The organism is Klebsiella sp. CN_Kp097 (assembly GCF_040064495.1).
GTDB lineage: Bacteria > Pseudomonadota > Gammaproteobacteria > Enterobacterales > Enterobacteriaceae > Klebsiella > Klebsiella aerogenes.
This window is the reverse complement of sequence record NZ_JBEAIL010000029.1, coordinates 18,096-34,555: the sequence shown is the minus strand read 5'-3', so window position 1 is coordinate 34,555 and position 16,460 is coordinate 18,096. Positions and strand designations below refer to the sequence as shown.

Here is a 16,460-nt window from a genome sequence, read left to right as displayed (position 1 = left end):
ACTTATCCCACTACTCGAGCGCCCGCCGTGTCCAGCCGGCAAATATGAACGAAGCCTTCCTGATTTTGCAGATAATGCGCGGCCAGCCAGTCGGCGACGCGCTGCGCGGTGTCCGGTTTATCGCACAACGCGAACAGCGTCGGGCCGGAGCCGGAAATACCACAAGCCTGCGCGCCGATTTCCATCGCCGCCTGACGCGCTTCGCTGAAGCCCGGCAGCAGTTTGGTACGGTACGGTTCGGCGATAACATCTTTCATTAACTTTGCCGCCAGCTGCGGCTGACGGCTATAGCAGGCGTGAATAAACCCTGCCAGATGGCGACCATGGGCGATGCAATCCTGACGACGATACTGCGCCGGAAGAATCGCGCGCGCTTCGGCGGTAGAGACCTTAATGCCCGGATAGGCCAGCACCCACAACCATTCATCAAAACCCGGGATCTGCTGGCTGATGATGCCTTGCTCTTCAATCATCAACTGCATACCGCCAAGATAGCACGGCGCCACGTTATCATAGTGAACGCTGCCGGAGATGCGCCCTTCCATCTCGCCCATCAACGCCAGCATCCGGTTTTCATTCAGCGGCTTGCCGCAGTGTTCGTTCATCGCCACCAGCGCGGCGACCACCGAACAGGCGCTGGAGCCAAGGCCCGAGCCAATCGGCATATTCTTTTCCAGGGTCATCGCCACCGGAACCGTTTTACCGATCTCGCGGCAAAAGGCTTCCCAGCATTGATAGACGATATTTTCCTGCGGCGCCGACGGTAATTTGCCGGCGAAGCGGCCTACGTTACGCAGGCTAAACTCCGCCGCCGCCTCTACCGAGACGTTATCCCCCAGCAACGTGCCGTCGACCGGCGTCACCGCGGCTCCCAGCACATCAAACCCGACGCTCATATTGGCACTGGAAGCCGGGGCGTATACTTTGACCATCTTAAACTCCTAACTTCCATGACAGGGTACGTAGCAGGTCGGCGAACACACCAGCCGCGGTTACGTCGTTACCCGCGCCATAGCCGCGCAGCACCAGCGGCAGCGGCTGATAATAGTGGCTGTAAAACGCCAGCGCGTTCTCGCCGTTCTTCACCTTATACAGCGGATCGTTACCGTCCACTTCAGCGATTTTCACCCGGCAGACGCCATCTTCTTCAATATTGCCGACGTAACGTAAGACTTTACCCTCGTCGCGCGCTTTAGCAACCCGCGCGGCGAATTGATCGTCAAGCGTCGGCAGGCGCGCCATAAAGCTATCAACATCGCCGCTGGCATCAAAATCGGCAGGCAGCGCAGGCTCAACGATAATATCCGAGAGCTCCAGCTCGCGCCCGGTTTCGCGGGCAAGGATCAGCAGCTTGCGCGCCACATCCACGCCGGAAAGATCGTCGCGCGGATCTGGTTCGGTATAGCCCATCTCACGCGCCAGTTTAGTGGCTTCGGAGAGGCTCATCCCCTCATCCAGCTTACCAAAAATGAATGAAAGCGAGCCAGACAGGATCCCGGAGAAGTGCAGCAGTTCATCGCCGGCATTCAGCAGGTTCTGCAGGTTTTCAATGACCGGAAGACCCGCGCCGACGTTGGTGTCGTAGAGGAATTTACGCCGCGAGCTGCTGGCGGCGTGGCGTAACTGGTGATAGTAATCCAGTGAAGAGGTGTTGGCCTTTTTATTCGGCGTCACCACATGGAAACCTTCACGCAGGAAGTCAGCGTACTGGTCGGCTACCGCCTGGCTGGAGGTACAGTCAACGATAACCGGGTTCAGCAGGTGATACTCCTTCACCAGGCGGATTAAACGGCCCAGATTAAAGGGTTCTTTCGCTTCCGCGAGTTCGCCACGCCAGTTTTCCAGATTCAAACCATGGACGTTGGTCAGCAGCGCCTGCGAATTGGCGACGCCGCATACGCGCAGATCGATATGCTTGCCCTTCAACCAGCTCTGCTGGCGTTTAATCTGTTCGATTAACGCGCCGCCGACGCCGCCGACGCCAATCACAAAGACTTCGATGACCTGGTCGGTGTTAAACAGCATCTGATGCGTCACGCGCACGCCAGTGGTCGCATCGTCATTGCTGACGACCACCGAAATTGAGCGCTCGGAAGAGCCCTGGGCAATCGCCACGATATTAATATTGGCGCGCGCCAGCGCGGCGAAGAATTTCGCCGAGATACCGCGCAGCGTACGCATCCCATCCCCCACGACGGAGATGATCGCCAGCCGCTCCATGATTGACAACGGCTCCAGCAGACCTTCTTTCAATTCGAGATAAAATTCATCTTCCATCACCCGCTTCGCGCGAGCGCAGTCGCTTTGCGGCACGCAGAAGCTGATGCTGTATTCCGAAGAGGATTGGGTAATCAGCACCACAGAGATACCGGCGCGGGACATGGTGGCAAAGACGCGCGCCGCCATGCCAACCATGCCCTTCATTCCTGGCCCGGAAACGTTGAACATCGCCATATTGTTGAGATTCGAGATCCCTTTTACCGGCAGGCCGTCTTCATCAAGGCTGGCGCCGATAAGCGTTCCCGGCGCCTGCGGATTACCGGTATTTTTAATCAGGCATGGGATCTGGAACTGGGCGATGGGCGCGATGGTGCGCGGGTGCAGCACCTTAGCGCCAAAATAGGAAAGCTCCATCGCTTCCTGATAAGACATGGATTTCAACAGGCGCGCATCCGGTACCTGACGCGGATCGCAGGTATAAACGCCATCGACGTCGGTCCAGATTTCGCAGCAGTCAGCGCGCATACAGGCGGCCAGCACGGCTGCGGAATAGTCAGAGCCATTACGCCCCAGCACCACCAGTTCACCCTTTTCATTGCCGGCGGTAAAACCGGCCATCAGCACCATGTGGTCTGCCGGGATTTGGCTGGCGGCGATACGGCGAGTGGATTCAGTAATATCGACAGTGGATTCAAGGTAGTGGCCGACGGCCAGCAGTTTTTCGACCGGGTTAATCACGCTGACTTTATGACCGCGCGCTTCCAGCAACGCCGCCATGATAGCGATAGAGAGCTTTTCACCGCGACAGATCAACGAGGCGTTAACGCCGTCCGGGCACTGGCCCAGCAGACTGATACCGTGCAGGACGTGTTTAATCTGCGCAAATTCCTGATCAACGAAGGTTTTCAGCTGTGCGAGCGGGAAGCCTGGCTGCATGTCGGCCAGTCCCTGCAGCAGGTCGGCAAAGATGCGTTCGGCGTCGGCGATATTGGTCAGAGCGTCCTGGCCGCTGATAGTTTTTTCAATCATCGCGACCAGATGGTTAGTAATTTTCGCCGGGGCAGACAGCACGGTCGCAACCTGCCCCTGCCTGGCATTGCTCTCCAGAATATCGGCAACTCGCAGAAAGCGTTCTGCATTTGCCACTGATGTACCGCCGAACTTCAACACTCGCATGGTTCTTACCCCTTGATCTCTTGTCAAAAAAAAAGCCCGCACTGTTCAGGTGCGGGCTTTTTTCTGTTGTTTCCTGTACGCGTCAGCCCGCACCGTTACCTGTGGTAATGGTGGTGGTGATAATGGTGGTAATCATGCCGATGCGATTCATGGATGTTGTGTACTCTGTATTTTTATCTGTCTTGTGTCCTGCCTATATTGGTTAAAGTATCTGCCTGCTTAAGTCAACGAATTTCTAAATTGGCGACTTTTCAACCAACACCATCATTCCGCCACAGCACCCCGATATTTCCGCCGCATTACCAGACTGTTGCTATTGCAATCAGTACACAAAACTATAAAAAAAACTTATTACGGTATTTTATTCCGGGAGACTTTTTTCAATATCATGCAACAAACGATGCAGCATGGCGGTGTCGCGCTGCTGTAACAGCCCGATTCGCTGTTGTAGCCAGTCGGCCAGTTTCATGTCGTCATCGACCCCCAACCGTCCAAGTAGTGAAAGCGCCCGCTGACGAAGCGCCTGCAATTGTTTTTCGTCGGTTTCAGGCTGCTGAACCGCAGTCTGCTGCTGCAGTGAGCTCAGCTGATAGCAATACACCATCACCGATTGCCCAAGATTCAAGGAGGGATAATCGGCGACCATCGGCACGCCGGTAAGCACATCGGCCAGCGCCAGTTCATCGTTAGTTAATCCGGAATCTTCACGGCCAAAGACCAGCGCCGTATGTTTCATCCATTGTGCTTTTTCTTCCAGCAGCGGTAGCAACTGCTGCGGCGTGGCGTAGTAGTGAAAACGCGCGCGACTGCGGGCGGTAGTGGCGACGGTAAAGTCGACATCGTGCAGGGCCTGCTCAAGCGTCGGGTAGGTTTTTATATTATCTAAAATATCTCCCGAACCATGCGCCACCCAGCGCGCGGCGGGCTGCTGATGCGCTTCGCTATCGACAATCCGCAATTCGCTGAATCCCATGGTTTTCATCGCTCGCGCCGCCGCGCCCACGTTCTCCGCCCTGGCGGGCGCCACCAAAATAATTGATAAACGCATTGTGCTTCTCTTTATCCTCTTACGCAGCGCGACTCTGCGGTCTCCCCCATTTTACGCGGCGAAAATTTACAAATTTGCAACAAAAATCACTAAAAATGGGCTTTCTTACTCTTAAAAAAAACTAAACTGTTCACATTGGACACCAATACGGAGTATGTTAACAGAACGCATTTATCCATATGTTTGGCAATGATATTTCAGTTTTCATTTGCCCACAGGCTTAGGATTCACTGCATTTATTAATTCATAGTTGCAACTAATTGAGCTGTGTAAGAAATGTGACGATAAGTCGCAAATCGATGCAATGATTTCACAAGACTGTTAACGTGCTACAATTGAACTTGATATATGTCAACGAAGCGTAGTTTTATTGGGTGTTCGGCCTCTCTTAGCCTGTTATGTTGCTGTTAAAATGGTTAGGATGACAGCCGTTTTTGACACCGTCGGGTCCAGAGGGAAAGTACCCACGACCAAGCTAATGATGTTGTTGACGTTGATGGAAAGTGCATCAAGAACGCAATTACGTACTTTAGTCATGTTACGCCGGACATGTTAATTTGTGGCATGTACCAGGCAGGTCAGGGACTTTGGTACTTCCTGTTTCGATTTAGTTGGCAATTTAGGTAGCAAACATGCAGACCCCGCACATTCTTATCGTTGAAGACGAGTTGGTAACACGCAACACGTTAAAAAGTATTTTCGAAGCAGAAGGTTATGATGTATTCGAAGCGACCGATGGCGCGGAAATGCATCAGATCCTGTCTGAAAATGATATCAACCTGGTGATCATGGATATCAACCTGCCAGGTAAAAATGGTCTTCTGCTGGCGCGTGAACTGCGTGAGCAGGCTGACGTCGCGCTGATGTTCCTTACCGGCCGCGACAACGAAGTTGATAAAATTCTTGGCCTCGAAATCGGCGCCGATGACTATATCACTAAACCGTTTAACCCGCGTGAACTGACTATCCGCGCGCGTAACCTGCTCTCCCGTACCATGAACCTCGGTACCGTGAGCGAAGAGCGTCGCAGCGTTGAGAGCTACAAGTTCAACGGTTGGGAACTGGATATCAACAGCCGTTCGTTGGTGAGCCCAAACGGCGAGCAGTATAAGCTGCCGCGCAGTGAATTCCGCGCGATGCTGCACTTCTGCGAAAACCCGGGCAAAATCCAGTCGCGCGCAGAGCTGCTGAAGAAAATGACCGGTCGCGAGCTGAAGCCGCATGACCGTACCGTGGACGTGACCATTCGTCGCATTCGTAAGCATTTCGAATCCACGCCGGATACCCCGGAAATCATCGCCACTATTCACGGTGAAGGTTACCGCTTCTGTGGCGATCTGCAGGAATAACTTCGGTTATGCCGCAGCTATAATGCAAAAACAGCGCCTTCTGGCGCTGTTTTTTTATGTCTCTTTTACTTCCAGATACGTAACGTGTCGTCATCCTTACTTTGCGGTTTTTCCGGATTGCTTTGCGGTAGTGACAAGGCGTACCAGTCCACGCGGCGGGTCAGGAACATCAACGCGCACAGCGCCAGCAGTAGCACTCCGGTGCCAAGCAGCAACGCGCTATCCTCAGAACGCAACAGTAACCACATCACGCCATCCAGCAGCAGTAGCGCTGCAACAAATAACAGACTATTACGCCACCCTTTCAGTACCGCCTGTAAATAAACGCCGTTTATCACCGCGCCAATCAGGCTGGCAACGACCCAGGCAGGCGTAAACCCAACATGTTCCGAGAGCGCCAGCAACACCAGGTAGAACATCACCAGCGATAACCCCACCAGCAGATACTGCATTGGATGCAGACGGCGATGCGTCAGGCTCTCGAAAACGAAGAAGGCCATAAAAGTTAACGCGATTAACAGGATGGCGTATTTAGTCGCCCGATCGGTGAGCTGATATTGATCGGCCTGCGACATCACGTCCACGCTGAAGGCGGGTAAACGCGGCCATTCAATATCGGTATCATCGTTGAAATAGCTGCCCATATTGTTGGCGAACCAGCTGCTTTGCCAGTGCGCGCTATAACCCGAGGCGCTCACTTCACGCTTTGTAGGCAGGAAGTTGCCCAGGAATCCCGGATGCGGCCAGTTACTGGTTAGCCGCAGCTCGCTGTTGCGGCCCAACGGTACGACGGAGAAGTCGCCGGTACCATTAAGATCGAGGGTAAAAGCAATCTCCAGCGGTTTGTTGTCTGCGGTTAATGCCGGCATCGGCATATGAATGCCCATACCGCCGCCGTTCAATCCCAGCCCCGGTTCAACGACCAGTGCCGTACCGTTAATGACTGGCGCGTTGATGGCGCCTATGCCGCGGGCATCGCTCACGCTGAGAACTAAAAACGGCTTTCCTAACGTGGTATTCGCTTTTTTCAGCTCCGTCAGCCGCGTAGGATCATACTGCGCCTTAATTTGCAGGGTGTTATGCCAGACCTGCCCACTGTAAATGCCGACTTTTCTCGACTCCACATTTTGCGCGCCGCTGACCGCCAGCGATTCCGGTAGCCAGTAGTAGATCCAGCTACGCTGATATTCGACCTCTTTTTGGTTCTCCATTCGGGTCAGCGTCTCGGTTACCGGGATGGCGATCAGCGGCCCGGCCAGCTTTTGTGAACCGCTGGTGCTGTGCTCTATCGCATCCACAACATCGCTACGATAGTCCGCCCGCTCGACAATAAGCGCTCTGACCATCATCAGCGGCACGGACAACAGCAAAATACAGCCCAACAACGTACTAATTTTCCAGAACAACGGTGATTTCATCATAGCCTTCTCCCAATCGTGATGGGCTCACTGTAAGGGGGCTATGTGCAGTGTGTTTGAAGCTATGTGAAGGGACGGTGAAGATGTAGCGTCGCGACCACGCCGCCTTCGGGGCGATTGTGCAAACTAATATCGCCCTGATGTAGACGCGCGACTTCACGAACGAACGCCAGGCCAAGACCACTGCTTTTATGGCCGTCATCACGCGGCAGCGAGTAAAAGCGTTCAAAGATGCGCTCCAGCGCAAAATCAGGAATTCCGCTACCGTTATCCGTGACGCTCAACCACGCCTCTTCATTACGCATCTCTACCGCCAGGGAAATTTCGCCGCCGCGGGGGGTAAAGTCAATCGCATTGTCGATAAGATTGCCCAGCGCCTGCCCCAGTAGTTCGCTATCGCCATTCACCGTTACCCCGCTCTCCTGCCAGCGTAAGGTGATGGCCTTCGCCGTCAGCGCAATGTCGCAGTCTTCAGCCAGACGTTGGAAAAGCGCATCAACCGAAACCAACTGCGGCGTTATCTCCAGACGATTTTCCAGCCGCGCCTGCTGCAGCAGTTTTTCCACCAGCAGTTGCATGCGCGTATTCTGCGCAAGAATATTGGCGGTGAAACGCGCGGCGATCTCGGGCGGCGGCCCCTCGCGCAGGATCTCCGCCGCGCCGCGAATGGCCGCCAGAGGGCTTTTGAGTTCATGCGTAAGATCGTAGACATAGTTTTCAATCGCGTTTTTGCCTTCAAGCTTCACGCGCATGCTCTCCAGCGCCTGCGCCAGCTTGCTTAGCTCGCGACTACCGACGTTCGGTAGAGGTAGCGGACGCTCGGCGGTCACCGAATCGGCGTAACGCACCAGTTTGCCAATTGAGAAGTTAATCCACCAGACGATCCCACCGCCGATCAGTAAAGCGATCCCCAACAACGCGCCGCCAGCCCACAGGATCCGCCGCTCGCTGCGTTTAATCACCGGCGTCATGGCCAGATTAGGTTTGCCGACGCTCACCACGCCGATGATACGGCCGTTATCCATTACCGGTGCGGCAATGTACATGACTGAGCTATTATCATCATCAGGATCGCTGCGCGTGCTGCGCGCGCCGTACTGGCCGCGTAGGGTCAGCCAGACGTCGTTCCAGCGCGAATAATCCTGGCCCACCGCCTGCCCGCTGGAGTCAAACACCACCTTTCCCTGAGCATCCGTCAGATAGACGCGATACTCATTGCGCATTTTCCTGATACCGCTGATATTGGCGTTGATGGGCTGCTGATTAAGCGACTGAAACGCCTGCGCCAACCGCCCTTGCTGCGGGTTTGCCGAAAGCAGGTCATCACGAGCCAGCGCCGCCAGTAGCGTTGCAGTATCGTTAAGCGTGCCTTCCGTTGCCCGACGCACGCCCGGTTTGACTTCCTGCACAAATATTGAGAGCACAAACCACGCGGCAATGGCGACAATCAAAAAATAACCCAGCAGCAGGCGCATCCCGATACGCATCAACAGCCTCCCAGGCTATAGCCCAAACCGCGATGCGTATTAATAGGGTTAACATTCGGATTCACCGCCCGCAGCTTGGCGCGCAGGGTCTTGATATGGGTATCGACGGTGCGATCGATACTCTCGTAGGCATCGCTCCATACCAGTTCCATCAGCTGCTGGCGGGAGAATACGCGACCGGGGGCGTTGATTAGGGTTTTCAGCAGCAGGAATTCGTAACGCGTCAGATTCAACGGTTAGCCAAACCAGCTTATCGCCATCGCCTGCTCATCCAGCAGGAACTCGCCAACGCGCACCACCGGCGAAGGAGCTGAAAATTTCTGTAGCCGACGCAGAACGGTACGTACCCGCGCGCAAACTTCGCGCGGCGAAAATGGTTTGGCGATGTAGTCATCAGCGCCAATTTCCAGTCCCAGCAGCTTATCAACCTCTTCGCTGCGTGCGGTCAGAAACAATAGCGGCAATGCCGGATGGCGCGCCAGCAGTCGTCGGCATAGTTCAAAGCCGCTAATATCGGGCAAACCAACGTCGAGGATCGCTAAATCCGGGATCTGATGCAGCGCCGCATCAAGCGCGGGCAACCCGCGCCCGAAAACGGTCACGTCGAATCCTTCCTGCTGCAGCATGTAAACAAGGGTATCGGCGATACTCTGTTCATCCTCAACTAACCAAATCCGTGGCTGTTGCATTGCGACTCCCGTTTATTTATTCCAGGGCATGATTGGCACGGCGCTGATGGCATTCTTCGGCGAGCCGTCGACCACTTTATCCGAATAGGTCAGATACACCAGCGCATTACGTTTAGCGTCAAAGAAGCGAACGACCTGCAGTTTTTTGAACACCAGCGAGGTACGTTTCTGGAACACGACATCGCCCTGACTTTTGCCGTTTTTGATCTTGTCCGTCAGCTCAATCGGCCCGACCTGCTGACAGGAGATAGCGGCGTCTGAGGTATCTTCCGCCAGTCCCAACCCGCCTTTAATACCGCCGGTTTTCGCCCGGCTGATATAGCAGGTGACGTTCTGTACATCGGGATCGTCGAAGGCTTCGACTACGATTTTGTGATCCGGCCCCAGCCATTTAAATACCGTATCGACGGAGCCAATTTGCTCGGCGTGCGCCAGTTGGCCCGCCGCCAGTAAGAACAACCCTGCTACTAACTTCTTGTATTTCATATTGTTACCATTTCTTAAAATTCCGCTGCGTGATAATCACAAACGCTGTGGAAAAGGTTTAAAGATCACAGCTTTACAAAATTACTAACGATATCCACCAGATAATCGCATTTAAAAGCAAAAAAAACACTGAATGCTAAAACATCAAAAAATGCTATTATCCGCTACCTTAATATAGGTACCTGAGTTTAAAGGATGGGGACATTTTATGGATCAAGCTGGGATTATTCGCGATCTCCTGAGCTGGCTGGAAGGTCACCTGGATCAGCCCCTCTCGTTGGATAATGTGGCGGCGAAGGCAGGTTATTCCAAGTGGCATTTGCAACGTATGTTTAAAGACGTCACGGGTCAAGCTATCGGTGCCTATATTCGCGCACGTCGCCTGTCAAAATCCGCCGTTGCGCTACGCCTGACCGCACGTCCGATCCTCGACATCGCGCTACAGTACCGCTTCGATTCTCAGCAGACGTTTACCCGCGCCTTTAAAAAACAGTTTAACCTGACCCCCGCGCTCTATCGCCGTTCTGCGGACTGGAGCTCGTTTGGGATGCGTCCGCCGCTGCGCCTCGGTGAATTTACCATGCCGAAGCATGAATTCGTGACCCTGAGCACCACGCAACTGGTCGGCGTGACCCAAAGCTATACCTGTAAGCTGGAAGAGATTTCTGAATTCCGTAACCAGATGCGCGTTCAGTTCTGGCGCGAATTCCTCGGCAACGCGCCCAGCATTCCGCCGACGCTGTACGGCCTGCATGAACCGCGTCCAAGCCTGGAAAAAGATGACGAGCAGGAGGTGTTCTACACCACCGCGCTGACGCCAGAGCTGGCGAACGGCCACCTGCATAATTCCCATCCGGTGATTCTGGAAGGCGGCGAGTATGTGATGTTCACCTACGAAGGGTTAGGTACCGGGCTGCAGGAGTTTATCCTGACGGTGTACGGCACCTGTATGCCGATGCTCAACCTCACCCGCCGTAAGGGCCTGGATATTGAACGCTTCTATCCGGAAGATGATAACCGGAACCAGGCCACGCCAATTCAGCTGCGCTGCGAGTACCTGATTCCGATTCGTCGCTAACGCTGCAGTTCGTCCATCGCGGGGGCATCGAGATGCGAAACGTCCCCCGCAGTCTCCACCACCCATCCTGACGCCAGCCACGGGCTCTGCTGGTAATCAACACGTGAAATCGAACAGTTGCGCAGGCGCAAACGACGCTCCGCATAAGCAGGCAGTCCGAGGATCGTGCTCACCAGACAGCCGAGCGCCATCCCATGACTCACCAGCAGCGGCCGGCTCCCTGGCGGTAACTCCAGACAAGACGATAGCGCCGCGCGCATACGCTCGCTCAGCTCCTGCATGGATTCGCCCTGCGGAATGCGGCCATCCGGCGTACCGTTGACCAGCTGACGGCGCCAGCCCTCCTCTTCTTCGCTAAGCGAGTCGATATGTCGCTTCTCCAGCACCCCCATATCCAGTTCGCGCAGGCGTGAATCGGTGACCACGCCGCAACCGCAGGCTTCGGCGATAATTTCTGCCGTGCGGCGGGTACGGCCGAGGTCGCTGGCGATAATATGGGTAATCCCCAGCGTTCTGGCGCGCTCGCCAACCTGCCATGCCTGGCGCTCACCGTGAGCGGTCAGCGGACTATCGGACTGGCCTTGAATACGTCGCTCGGCGTTCCACTGCGTTTCACCGTGGCGAACAAGGTATACCTGTAACATGCTTATTTTCCGTTCTGAACCCTTCATCATTCAACGAGCAGCGCGATCGGCTGCCGCCAGAGTGATTTAGAGTATACTGCGATGACGTTAATTAATTCTGAGTTGTTTTGATTATGCACCATGTTGTCTCAGCTACCACTAATCCCGCCAAAATTCAGGCAATTCTGCAGGCTTTTAACGAGATCTTCGGCGAAGGATCCTGCCATATTGAGTCCGTCGCCGTCGAGAGCGGCGTGCCGGAACAACCCTTCGGCAGCGAGGAAACGCGGGCTGGCGCACGAAATCGTGTCGCTAATGCCCGGATCGCACAGCCGGAAGCCGATTTTTGGGTAGCGATCGAAGCCGGGATCGACGAAGGCAGCACCTTCAGTTGGGTAGTGATTGAGAGCCGGCAGCAGCGTGGCGAAGCGCGCTCGGCAACCCTGCCGCTGCCGGAGGCGATCCTTGCGCAGGTTCGCGCCGGAGAAGCGCTGGGGCCGGTCATGTCGCAACATACCGGGATCGACCAGATAGGCCGCAAAGAGGGCGCTATCGGCGTCTTTACCGCGGGTAAGCTGACGCGCAGCAGCGTCTACCATCAGGCGGTAGTACTGGCGCTCAGCCCATTCCATAACGCTATTTATCGTTAAGCAGCGTCTGTTCCAGCCACTGGCGTAGCTCTACCGGTGCCGATTTCAGGCTATTTGAGCCGCGAGTAATCGTGGCAATACCGGCGCCGAGTTCGTTTTTCAGCTCGCGCTGGCTCATCTCGCCGCGCAGCAGCTCTTCAATAATACGCACCCGGGTGCCCAGCGCTTCGCGCTCGTCGGGCGTCAGCATCAGCTGCAGTAACGGCAGGTGAAGATCTTCGGCGTAGGCCTGCTGCAGTAGCGCCACAAAGCGCAGCCACTCCTGATGACGTTGTTCGGCCACTGCCGCTGAATAGGGAGATTGTTGGGTCATGTTACGTCGCCATGTTGAGACGGGCAGCCAGGCTGCCCGTCGAATGTACTCATCAACGAGTACAAAGAATAACATACTTACGGACGATCAGTAACGCTGTTGCCATTCGGCGTCGCTCAGCAAGTTATCCTGCTTGCCCATAAAGTAGCGGTAATAGGCATCGTAAGAGAGGACGTTTTTTACGTACCCGCGGGTTTCCGAGAACGGAATACTCTCGACAAATGCCACCGCATCGATGCGCCCGGCGCTATTGCCCTGCCAGGTGCGTACGCGTCCTGGCCCGGCGTTATAGGCGGCGGAAGCGTAAATGCGGTTATTGCCGAACTGCTGGTAGACGTACTGCAGGTAGCTGGTACCAATGTTGATATTGGTTTCCGGATCCAGCAGCTGAGACGGGCCGCTATAACCAGGAATGCTGAACATGCTGACGGTATGCGTCGCCGTGCCCGGCATAATCTGCATCAAGCCGCTGGCGCCGACCGGTGAACGCACTTTCGGGTTCCAGGCGCTTTCCTGACGCGCAATCGCCATCGCGTAGCTCTGCGGAATATCTTTGCCGCTAATGTAACGTGCGAACAGATCGTTGTACGCCAGCGGGAAGCGCTCTTCCAGTTGATCCCACAATTTACCCGCGATCGTCGCCTGCACGCTGAGATCCCACCAGTGTTGATCAAACGCGTAACGCGCCAGCTGCGCCTGCTGCGATTTGGTCCGGCTGCTCACCAGGTTCGCCCATTCGCTGCGCGCGGTGTTGTCCATGTTCCAGTACATCAGCTCGCGAACGCGCGCCATCTCCGGGCCAGAGGCCAGCGCCGGGTCAATAGTGCCGGAGGCTTTATCAATGCGGAAGGTGTACTCTTCGCCCAGACGTTGAGCGGCAACCATCGGATAGAAGCCGCGCTGCTGCATCAGCGAATGCAGGATCGTCTTCGCTTCGTCATCGCGCCCGCGCTCCAGCAGCAGATCCGCCTGCCAGTAGCGCCACTCGTCTTTTTCTTTCGCCTCCATCGGCAGACGCGCCAGCCAGGTGTTCAGCCCATGACGATCGCCGTTGCCGAGCGCCATACGTACCCGGCGTTCCACCAGCGAGGTTGATTGCGAACGCATGATGGCGTCATCGCGCCACTCCGCCTGCGCTTCGGTCACATCGGTGCCCATCAGGCGCCAGGCGACAATATCGCGCAGCTCCTGGGTTTGATCCTCATTCAACTGCTGCGCCTGCACCAGCGACGGGATCATCAGACGAGCGTTTTCTACATCCTGACGCGCGACGCTGGCAAAAGCGACCGCCGCCATCTGGCGGGTAAAGTCAGTGGCCCCGGTGGTGCGGGCAAAGGTCATCACGCTATTGGGATCGTTGGCTAACGCCACCACCGCCGAAGCGATGCTCTGATAGTTTGACGGCATCTGTTGAGCAAGCACGCGGACCAGACTGGTATTGCCCGCCTTCATCGCCAGACGAATTCGTTCGAGATAGGCCAGCGGATCCTGCTGCCCGGAATCGCGCCACGCGCTGAACAGCGGATCGCAGGCATTTGGCTGGCTCTTGCCGGTTAGCCACAGCTCTTTCGCCCCGCTCCAGGCTTCCTGCGATTGGCCGACGCTGAGTTTGGCGTAGTAGTAGTTACACTGCGCTTCGGTTGTCGCCGGTTTATCCGGGCTGAACGCCAGTAAGCCGCGCCAGTCGGTGCGCCGCGCCAGCTCATTAACAAAGCGTGATTTCAGCGAACGCGCCGCCGGTAGGGTCGGGTTCGCCGCAATGAAATTAGTGACCACCAGCGGCGGCTGGTTCATCAGGTCATCGGTAATTTGTCGATATTGCAGGTAGGGATACAGCGGATAGCTGCTGAGCGTGGGCATCAACTGGTTGACGACATCCATCTGGCGGTTGTCCCACGCCTGTTTAATTTGAGCATAGCGGCTGCGCTGTTCATCCAGTGAATCCGCATGCGCCAGCTGGCTTAGCGTCAGCAGACTCACGCCGGCAGCCAGAAGACGCCATGCCGTAGTTTTGGCTTTTTCCACAAGCTCTTCCTCTAGTTTGGTGCATCACCGCGGCATCGTGCCGCTTCAAAAAATTCAGGTATTGCTTAGTTATGCTAATCAGACAACTGAAAACATGCCATGTCCTGAACATTTTTTTACGCTTCTGTGAATCCTGTCGCCTCGCTGGGATTACCGCGCGAAAAAGGCTACACTTCGCCTTTGAACTATCTATCAGAATAGAAAGAGGCGAAGTCCAACGTGGCTCAATTCGTTTATACCATGCATCGTGTCGGCAAAGTGGTTCCGCCGAAACGTCATATTTTGAAAAATATCTCCCTCAGTTTCTTCCCTGGCGCGAAAATCGGTGTTCTCGGTCTGAACGGCGCCGGTAAATCTACCCTGCTGCGCATCATGGCCGGTATCGACACCGAGATCGAAGGTGAAGCGCGCCCGCAGCCCGGCATCAAAATCGGCTATCTGCCGCAGGAGCCGCAGCTGAATCCGGAGCACACCGTGCGCGAATCCGTTGAAGAAGCGGTCGCCGAAGTGGTTAACGCGCTGAAAGGCCTGGACGAAGTTTATGCCAAATACGCCGAGCCGGATGCCGACTTCGATAAGCTTGCCGCGCAACAGGGCAAGTTCGAAGAGATCATCCAGGCGCACGACGGCCATAACCTGAACGTACAGCTGGAGCGTGCGGCTGATGCCCTGCGCCTGCCGGACTGGGATGCGAAAATCGCCAATCTTTCCGGTGGTGAACGCCGCCGCGTCGCGCTGTGCCGTCTGCTGCTGGAAAAACCAGACATGCTGCTGCTCGACGAACCGACTAACCACCTCGACGCCGAATCCGTCGCCTGGCTGGAACGCTTCCTGCACGATTTCGAAGGCACCGTGGTAGCGATTACCCACGACCGTTACTTCCTCGATAACGTCGCCGGTTGGATCCTCGAACTTGACCGCGGCGAAGGTATTCCGTGGGAAGGCAACTACTCCTCCTGGCTGGAGCAGAAAGATCAGCGTCTGGCGCAGGAAGCTTCTCAGGAAGCTGCACGCCGCAAATCTATCGAGAAAGAACTCGAGTGGGTTCGCCAGGGCGCGAAAGGCCGTCAGTCTAAGGGTAAAGCCCGTCTGGCGCGCTTTGAAGAGCTTAACAACGTCGAATACCAGAAACGTAACGAGACCAACGAACTGTTCATTCCGCCAGGAGCGCGTCTGGGCGATAAAGTTCTGGAAGTCAGCAATCTGCGCAAATCTTACGGCGACCGCGTACTGATTGACGATCTGAGCTTCTCCGTACCGAAAGGCGCTATCGTCGGTATCATCGGTCCGAACGGCGCGGGTAAATCCACCCTGTTCCGCATGATGTCCGGCCAGGAACAGCCTGATTCCGGCACCATCACGCTGGGTGAAACCGTTAAACTGGCTTCCGTCGATCAGTTCCGCGACGCGATGGACAACAGCAAAACCGTTTGGGAAGAAGTGTCCGGCGGCCTGGATATCATGAAGATCGGCAACACCGAGATGCCGAGCCGCGCCTACGTTGGCCGCTTTAACTTCAAAGGCGTCGACCAGGGCAAACGCGTTGGCGAACTGTCCGGCGGTGAGCGTGGTCGTCTGCACCTGGCGAAGCTGTTGCAGGTCGGCGGTAACGTCCTGCTGCTCGATGAACCAACCAACGACCTGGATATCGAAACCCTGCGCGCGCTGGAAAACGCCCTGCTGGAGTTCCCGGGTTGCGCCATGGTTATCTCGCACGACCGCTGGTTCCTTGACCGTATCGCGACCCACATTCTGGATTACCAGGATGAAGGTAAAGTTGAGTTCTTCGAAGGTAACTTTACCGAGTACGAAGAGTACAAGAAACGCACCCTCGGCGCCGATGCGCTGGAGCCGAAGCGTATCAAGTACAAACGCATTGCCAAGTAATCTGTAAGTGC

General features: G+C 55.6%; 15 protein-coding genes, 1 pseudogene and 1 other annotated feature. Of the genes and pseudogenes, 4 read left to right on the top strand and 12 right to left on the bottom strand.

The genetic code is table 11. The annotated features are described in order from the left end of the window. Positions 1–2 precede the first annotated feature (2 nt). The 5 genes from thrB to yjjY all read right to left on the bottom strand — a co-directional run bounded on the left by thrB (position 3) and on the right by yjjY (position 4,981). Positions 3–932: a homoserine kinase gene (gene thrB / locus ABLV07_RS21830; protein ID WP_020079659.1), complete on the bottom strand. Its 930-nt coding sequence runs from the start codon at positions 930–932 to the stop codon at positions 3–5. 1 nt (position 933) lies between these two features. Then, a complete protein-coding gene (gene thrA / locus ABLV07_RS21825; protein ID WP_042892484.1) occupies positions 934–3,396 on the bottom strand; it encodes a bifunctional aspartate kinase/homoserine dehydrogenase I in 2,463 nt (820 codons plus the stop codon). A gap of 25 nt (positions 3,397–3,421) precedes the next feature. Next, positions 3,422–3,540: a sequence feature (Thr leader region), on the bottom strand. Then, on the bottom strand, positions 3,479–3,547 hold the full coding sequence (gene thrL, locus ABLV07_RS21820; protein WP_004222578.1) for a thr operon leader peptide: 69 nt from the start codon (positions 3,545–3,547) through the stop codon (positions 3,479–3,481). Its footprint overlaps the feature before it by 62 nt. Positions 3,548–3,757: 210 nt before the next feature. Next, on the bottom strand, positions 3,758–4,444 hold the full coding sequence (locus ABLV07_RS21815; protein WP_032706622.1) for a tRNA/rRNA methyltransferase: 687 nt from the start codon (positions 4,442–4,444) through the stop codon (positions 3,758–3,760). Between the two features lie 396 nt (positions 4,445–4,840). Continuing rightward, positions 4,841–4,981 (bottom strand): protein YjjY, encoded by a 141-nt coding sequence (gene yjjY / locus ABLV07_RS21810; protein WP_001541509.1) that lies wholly within the window; start codon positions 4,979–4,981, stop codon positions 4,841–4,843. A 95-nt stretch (positions 4,982–5,076) separates the two neighbouring features. Here yjjY and arcA point away from each other — a divergent pair, with 95 nt between their 5' ends. Next, positions 5,077–5,793 (top strand): two-component system response regulator ArcA, encoded by a 717-nt coding sequence (gene arcA / locus ABLV07_RS21805; RefSeq protein ID WP_002887843.1) that lies wholly within the window; start codon positions 5,077–5,079, stop codon positions 5,791–5,793. Positions 5,794–5,858: 65 nt separating this feature from the next. On the opposite strand, the gene creD is transcribed toward arcA, so the two are convergent. From creD to creA, 4 genes and pseudogenes are all read right to left on the bottom strand, one after another. Next, on the bottom strand, positions 5,859–7,214 hold the full coding sequence (gene creD, locus ABLV07_RS21800; protein WP_032713281.1) for a cell envelope integrity protein CreD: 1,356 nt from the start codon (positions 7,212–7,214) through the stop codon (positions 5,859–5,861). Between the two features lie 59 nt (positions 7,215–7,273). Further along, positions 7,274–8,698 carry a two-component system sensor histidine kinase CreC gene (creC, locus tag ABLV07_RS21795; RefSeq protein ID WP_348853831.1) on the bottom strand — a complete coding sequence of 475 codons (1,425 nt, stop codon included), beginning with the start codon at positions 8,696–8,698 and terminating at the stop codon, positions 7,274–7,276. After that, positions 8,698–9,387 (bottom strand): annotated as a pseudogene (gene creB / locus ABLV07_RS21790) (two-component system response regulator CreB). Before creB ends, creC begins: the two are co-directional and overlap by 1 nt. Before the next feature lie 12 nt (positions 9,388–9,399). After that, a complete protein-coding gene (creA, locus tag ABLV07_RS21785; protein WP_015368367.1) occupies positions 9,400–9,873 on the bottom strand; it encodes a protein CreA in 474 nt (157 codons plus the stop codon). A gap of 208 nt (positions 9,874–10,081) precedes the next feature. Between creA and robA the strand changes: the two genes are divergently transcribed. Continuing rightward, complete coding sequence (gene robA, locus ABLV07_RS21780; protein ID WP_020079662.1) at positions 10,082–10,951, top strand: MDR efflux pump AcrAB transcriptional activator RobA; 870 nt, start codon at positions 10,082–10,084, stop codon at positions 10,949–10,951. On the opposite strand, the gene gpmB is transcribed toward robA, so the two are convergent. Next, positions 10,948–11,595, bottom strand: coding sequence for a 2,3-diphosphoglycerate-dependent phosphoglycerate mutase GpmB (gene gpmB / locus ABLV07_RS21775; protein ID WP_015704328.1), 648 nt, complete (start codon positions 11,593–11,595; stop codon positions 10,948–10,950). The genes robA and gpmB overlap by 4 nt on opposite strands. A gap of 113 nt (positions 11,596–11,708) precedes the next feature. Here gpmB and yjjX point away from each other — a divergent pair, with 113 nt between their 5' ends. Further along, positions 11,709–12,224, top strand: coding sequence for an inosine/xanthosine triphosphatase (gene yjjX / locus ABLV07_RS21770; RefSeq protein ID WP_015704327.1), 516 nt, complete (start codon positions 11,709–11,711; stop codon positions 12,222–12,224). Here the strand turns inward: yjjX and trpR are convergent. Both trpR and sltY read right to left on the bottom strand, forming a co-directional pair. After that, positions 12,211–12,537: a trp operon repressor gene (trpR, locus tag ABLV07_RS21765; protein WP_015368371.1), complete on the bottom strand. Its 327-nt coding sequence runs from the start codon at positions 12,535–12,537 to the stop codon at positions 12,211–12,213. The genes yjjX and trpR overlap by 14 nt on opposite strands. 87 nt (positions 12,538–12,624) lie before the next feature. After that, positions 12,625–14,562, bottom strand: a complete 1,938-nt coding sequence (sltY, locus tag ABLV07_RS21760) for a murein transglycosylase (protein WP_045365402.1) — start codon at positions 14,560–14,562, stop codon at positions 12,625–12,627. 219 nt (positions 14,563–14,781) lie between these two features. On the opposite strand from sltY, the gene ettA reads away from it, so the two are divergent. Then, positions 14,782–16,449, top strand: coding sequence for an energy-dependent translational throttle protein EttA (ettA, locus tag ABLV07_RS21755; protein WP_015368373.1), 1,668 nt, complete (start codon positions 14,782–14,784; stop codon positions 16,447–16,449). Positions 16,450–16,460: the final 11 nt, after the last annotated feature.

Excerpts from the sequence above, each read along its gene's own strand:
- thrB (WP_020079659.1), bottom strand. The coding sequence starts at position 932 with ATGGTCAAAGTATACGCCCCGGCTTCCAGTGCCAATATGAGCGTCGGG.
- thrA (WP_042892484.1), bottom strand. The coding sequence starts at position 3,396 with ATGCGAGTGTTGAAGTTCGGCGGTACATCAGTGGCAAATGCAGAACGC.
- ABLV07_RS21815 (WP_032706622.1), bottom strand. The coding sequence starts at position 4,444 with ATGCGTTTATCAATTATTTTGGTGGCGCCCGCCAGGGCGGAGAACGTG.
- yjjY (WP_001541509.1), bottom strand. The coding sequence starts at position 4,981 with ATGACTAAAGTACGTAATTGCGTTCTTGATGCACTTTCCATCAACGTC.
- arcA (WP_002887843.1), top strand. The coding sequence starts at position 5,077 with ATGCAGACCCCGCACATTCTTATCGTTGAAGACGAGTTGGTAACACGC.
- creD (WP_032713281.1), bottom strand. The coding sequence starts at position 7,214 with ATGATGAAATCACCGTTGTTCTGGAAAATTAGTACGTTGTTGGGCTGT.
- creC (WP_348853831.1), bottom strand. The coding sequence starts at position 8,698 with ATGCGTATCGGGATGCGCCTGCTGCTGGGTTATTTTTTGATTGTCGCC.
- creA (WP_015368367.1), bottom strand. The coding sequence starts at position 9,873 with ATGAAATACAAGAAGTTAGTAGCAGGGTTGTTCTTACTGGCGGCGGGC.
- robA (WP_020079662.1), top strand. The coding sequence starts at position 10,082 with ATGGATCAAGCTGGGATTATTCGCGATCTCCTGAGCTGGCTGGAAGGT.
- gpmB (WP_015704328.1), bottom strand. The coding sequence starts at position 11,595 with ATGTTACAGGTATACCTTGTTCGCCACGGTGAAACGCAGTGGAACGCC.
- yjjX (WP_015704327.1), top strand. The coding sequence starts at position 11,709 with ATGCACCATGTTGTCTCAGCTACCACTAATCCCGCCAAAATTCAGGCA.
- trpR (WP_015368371.1), bottom strand. The coding sequence starts at position 12,537 with ATGACCCAACAATCTCCCTATTCAGCGGCAGTGGCCGAACAACGTCAT.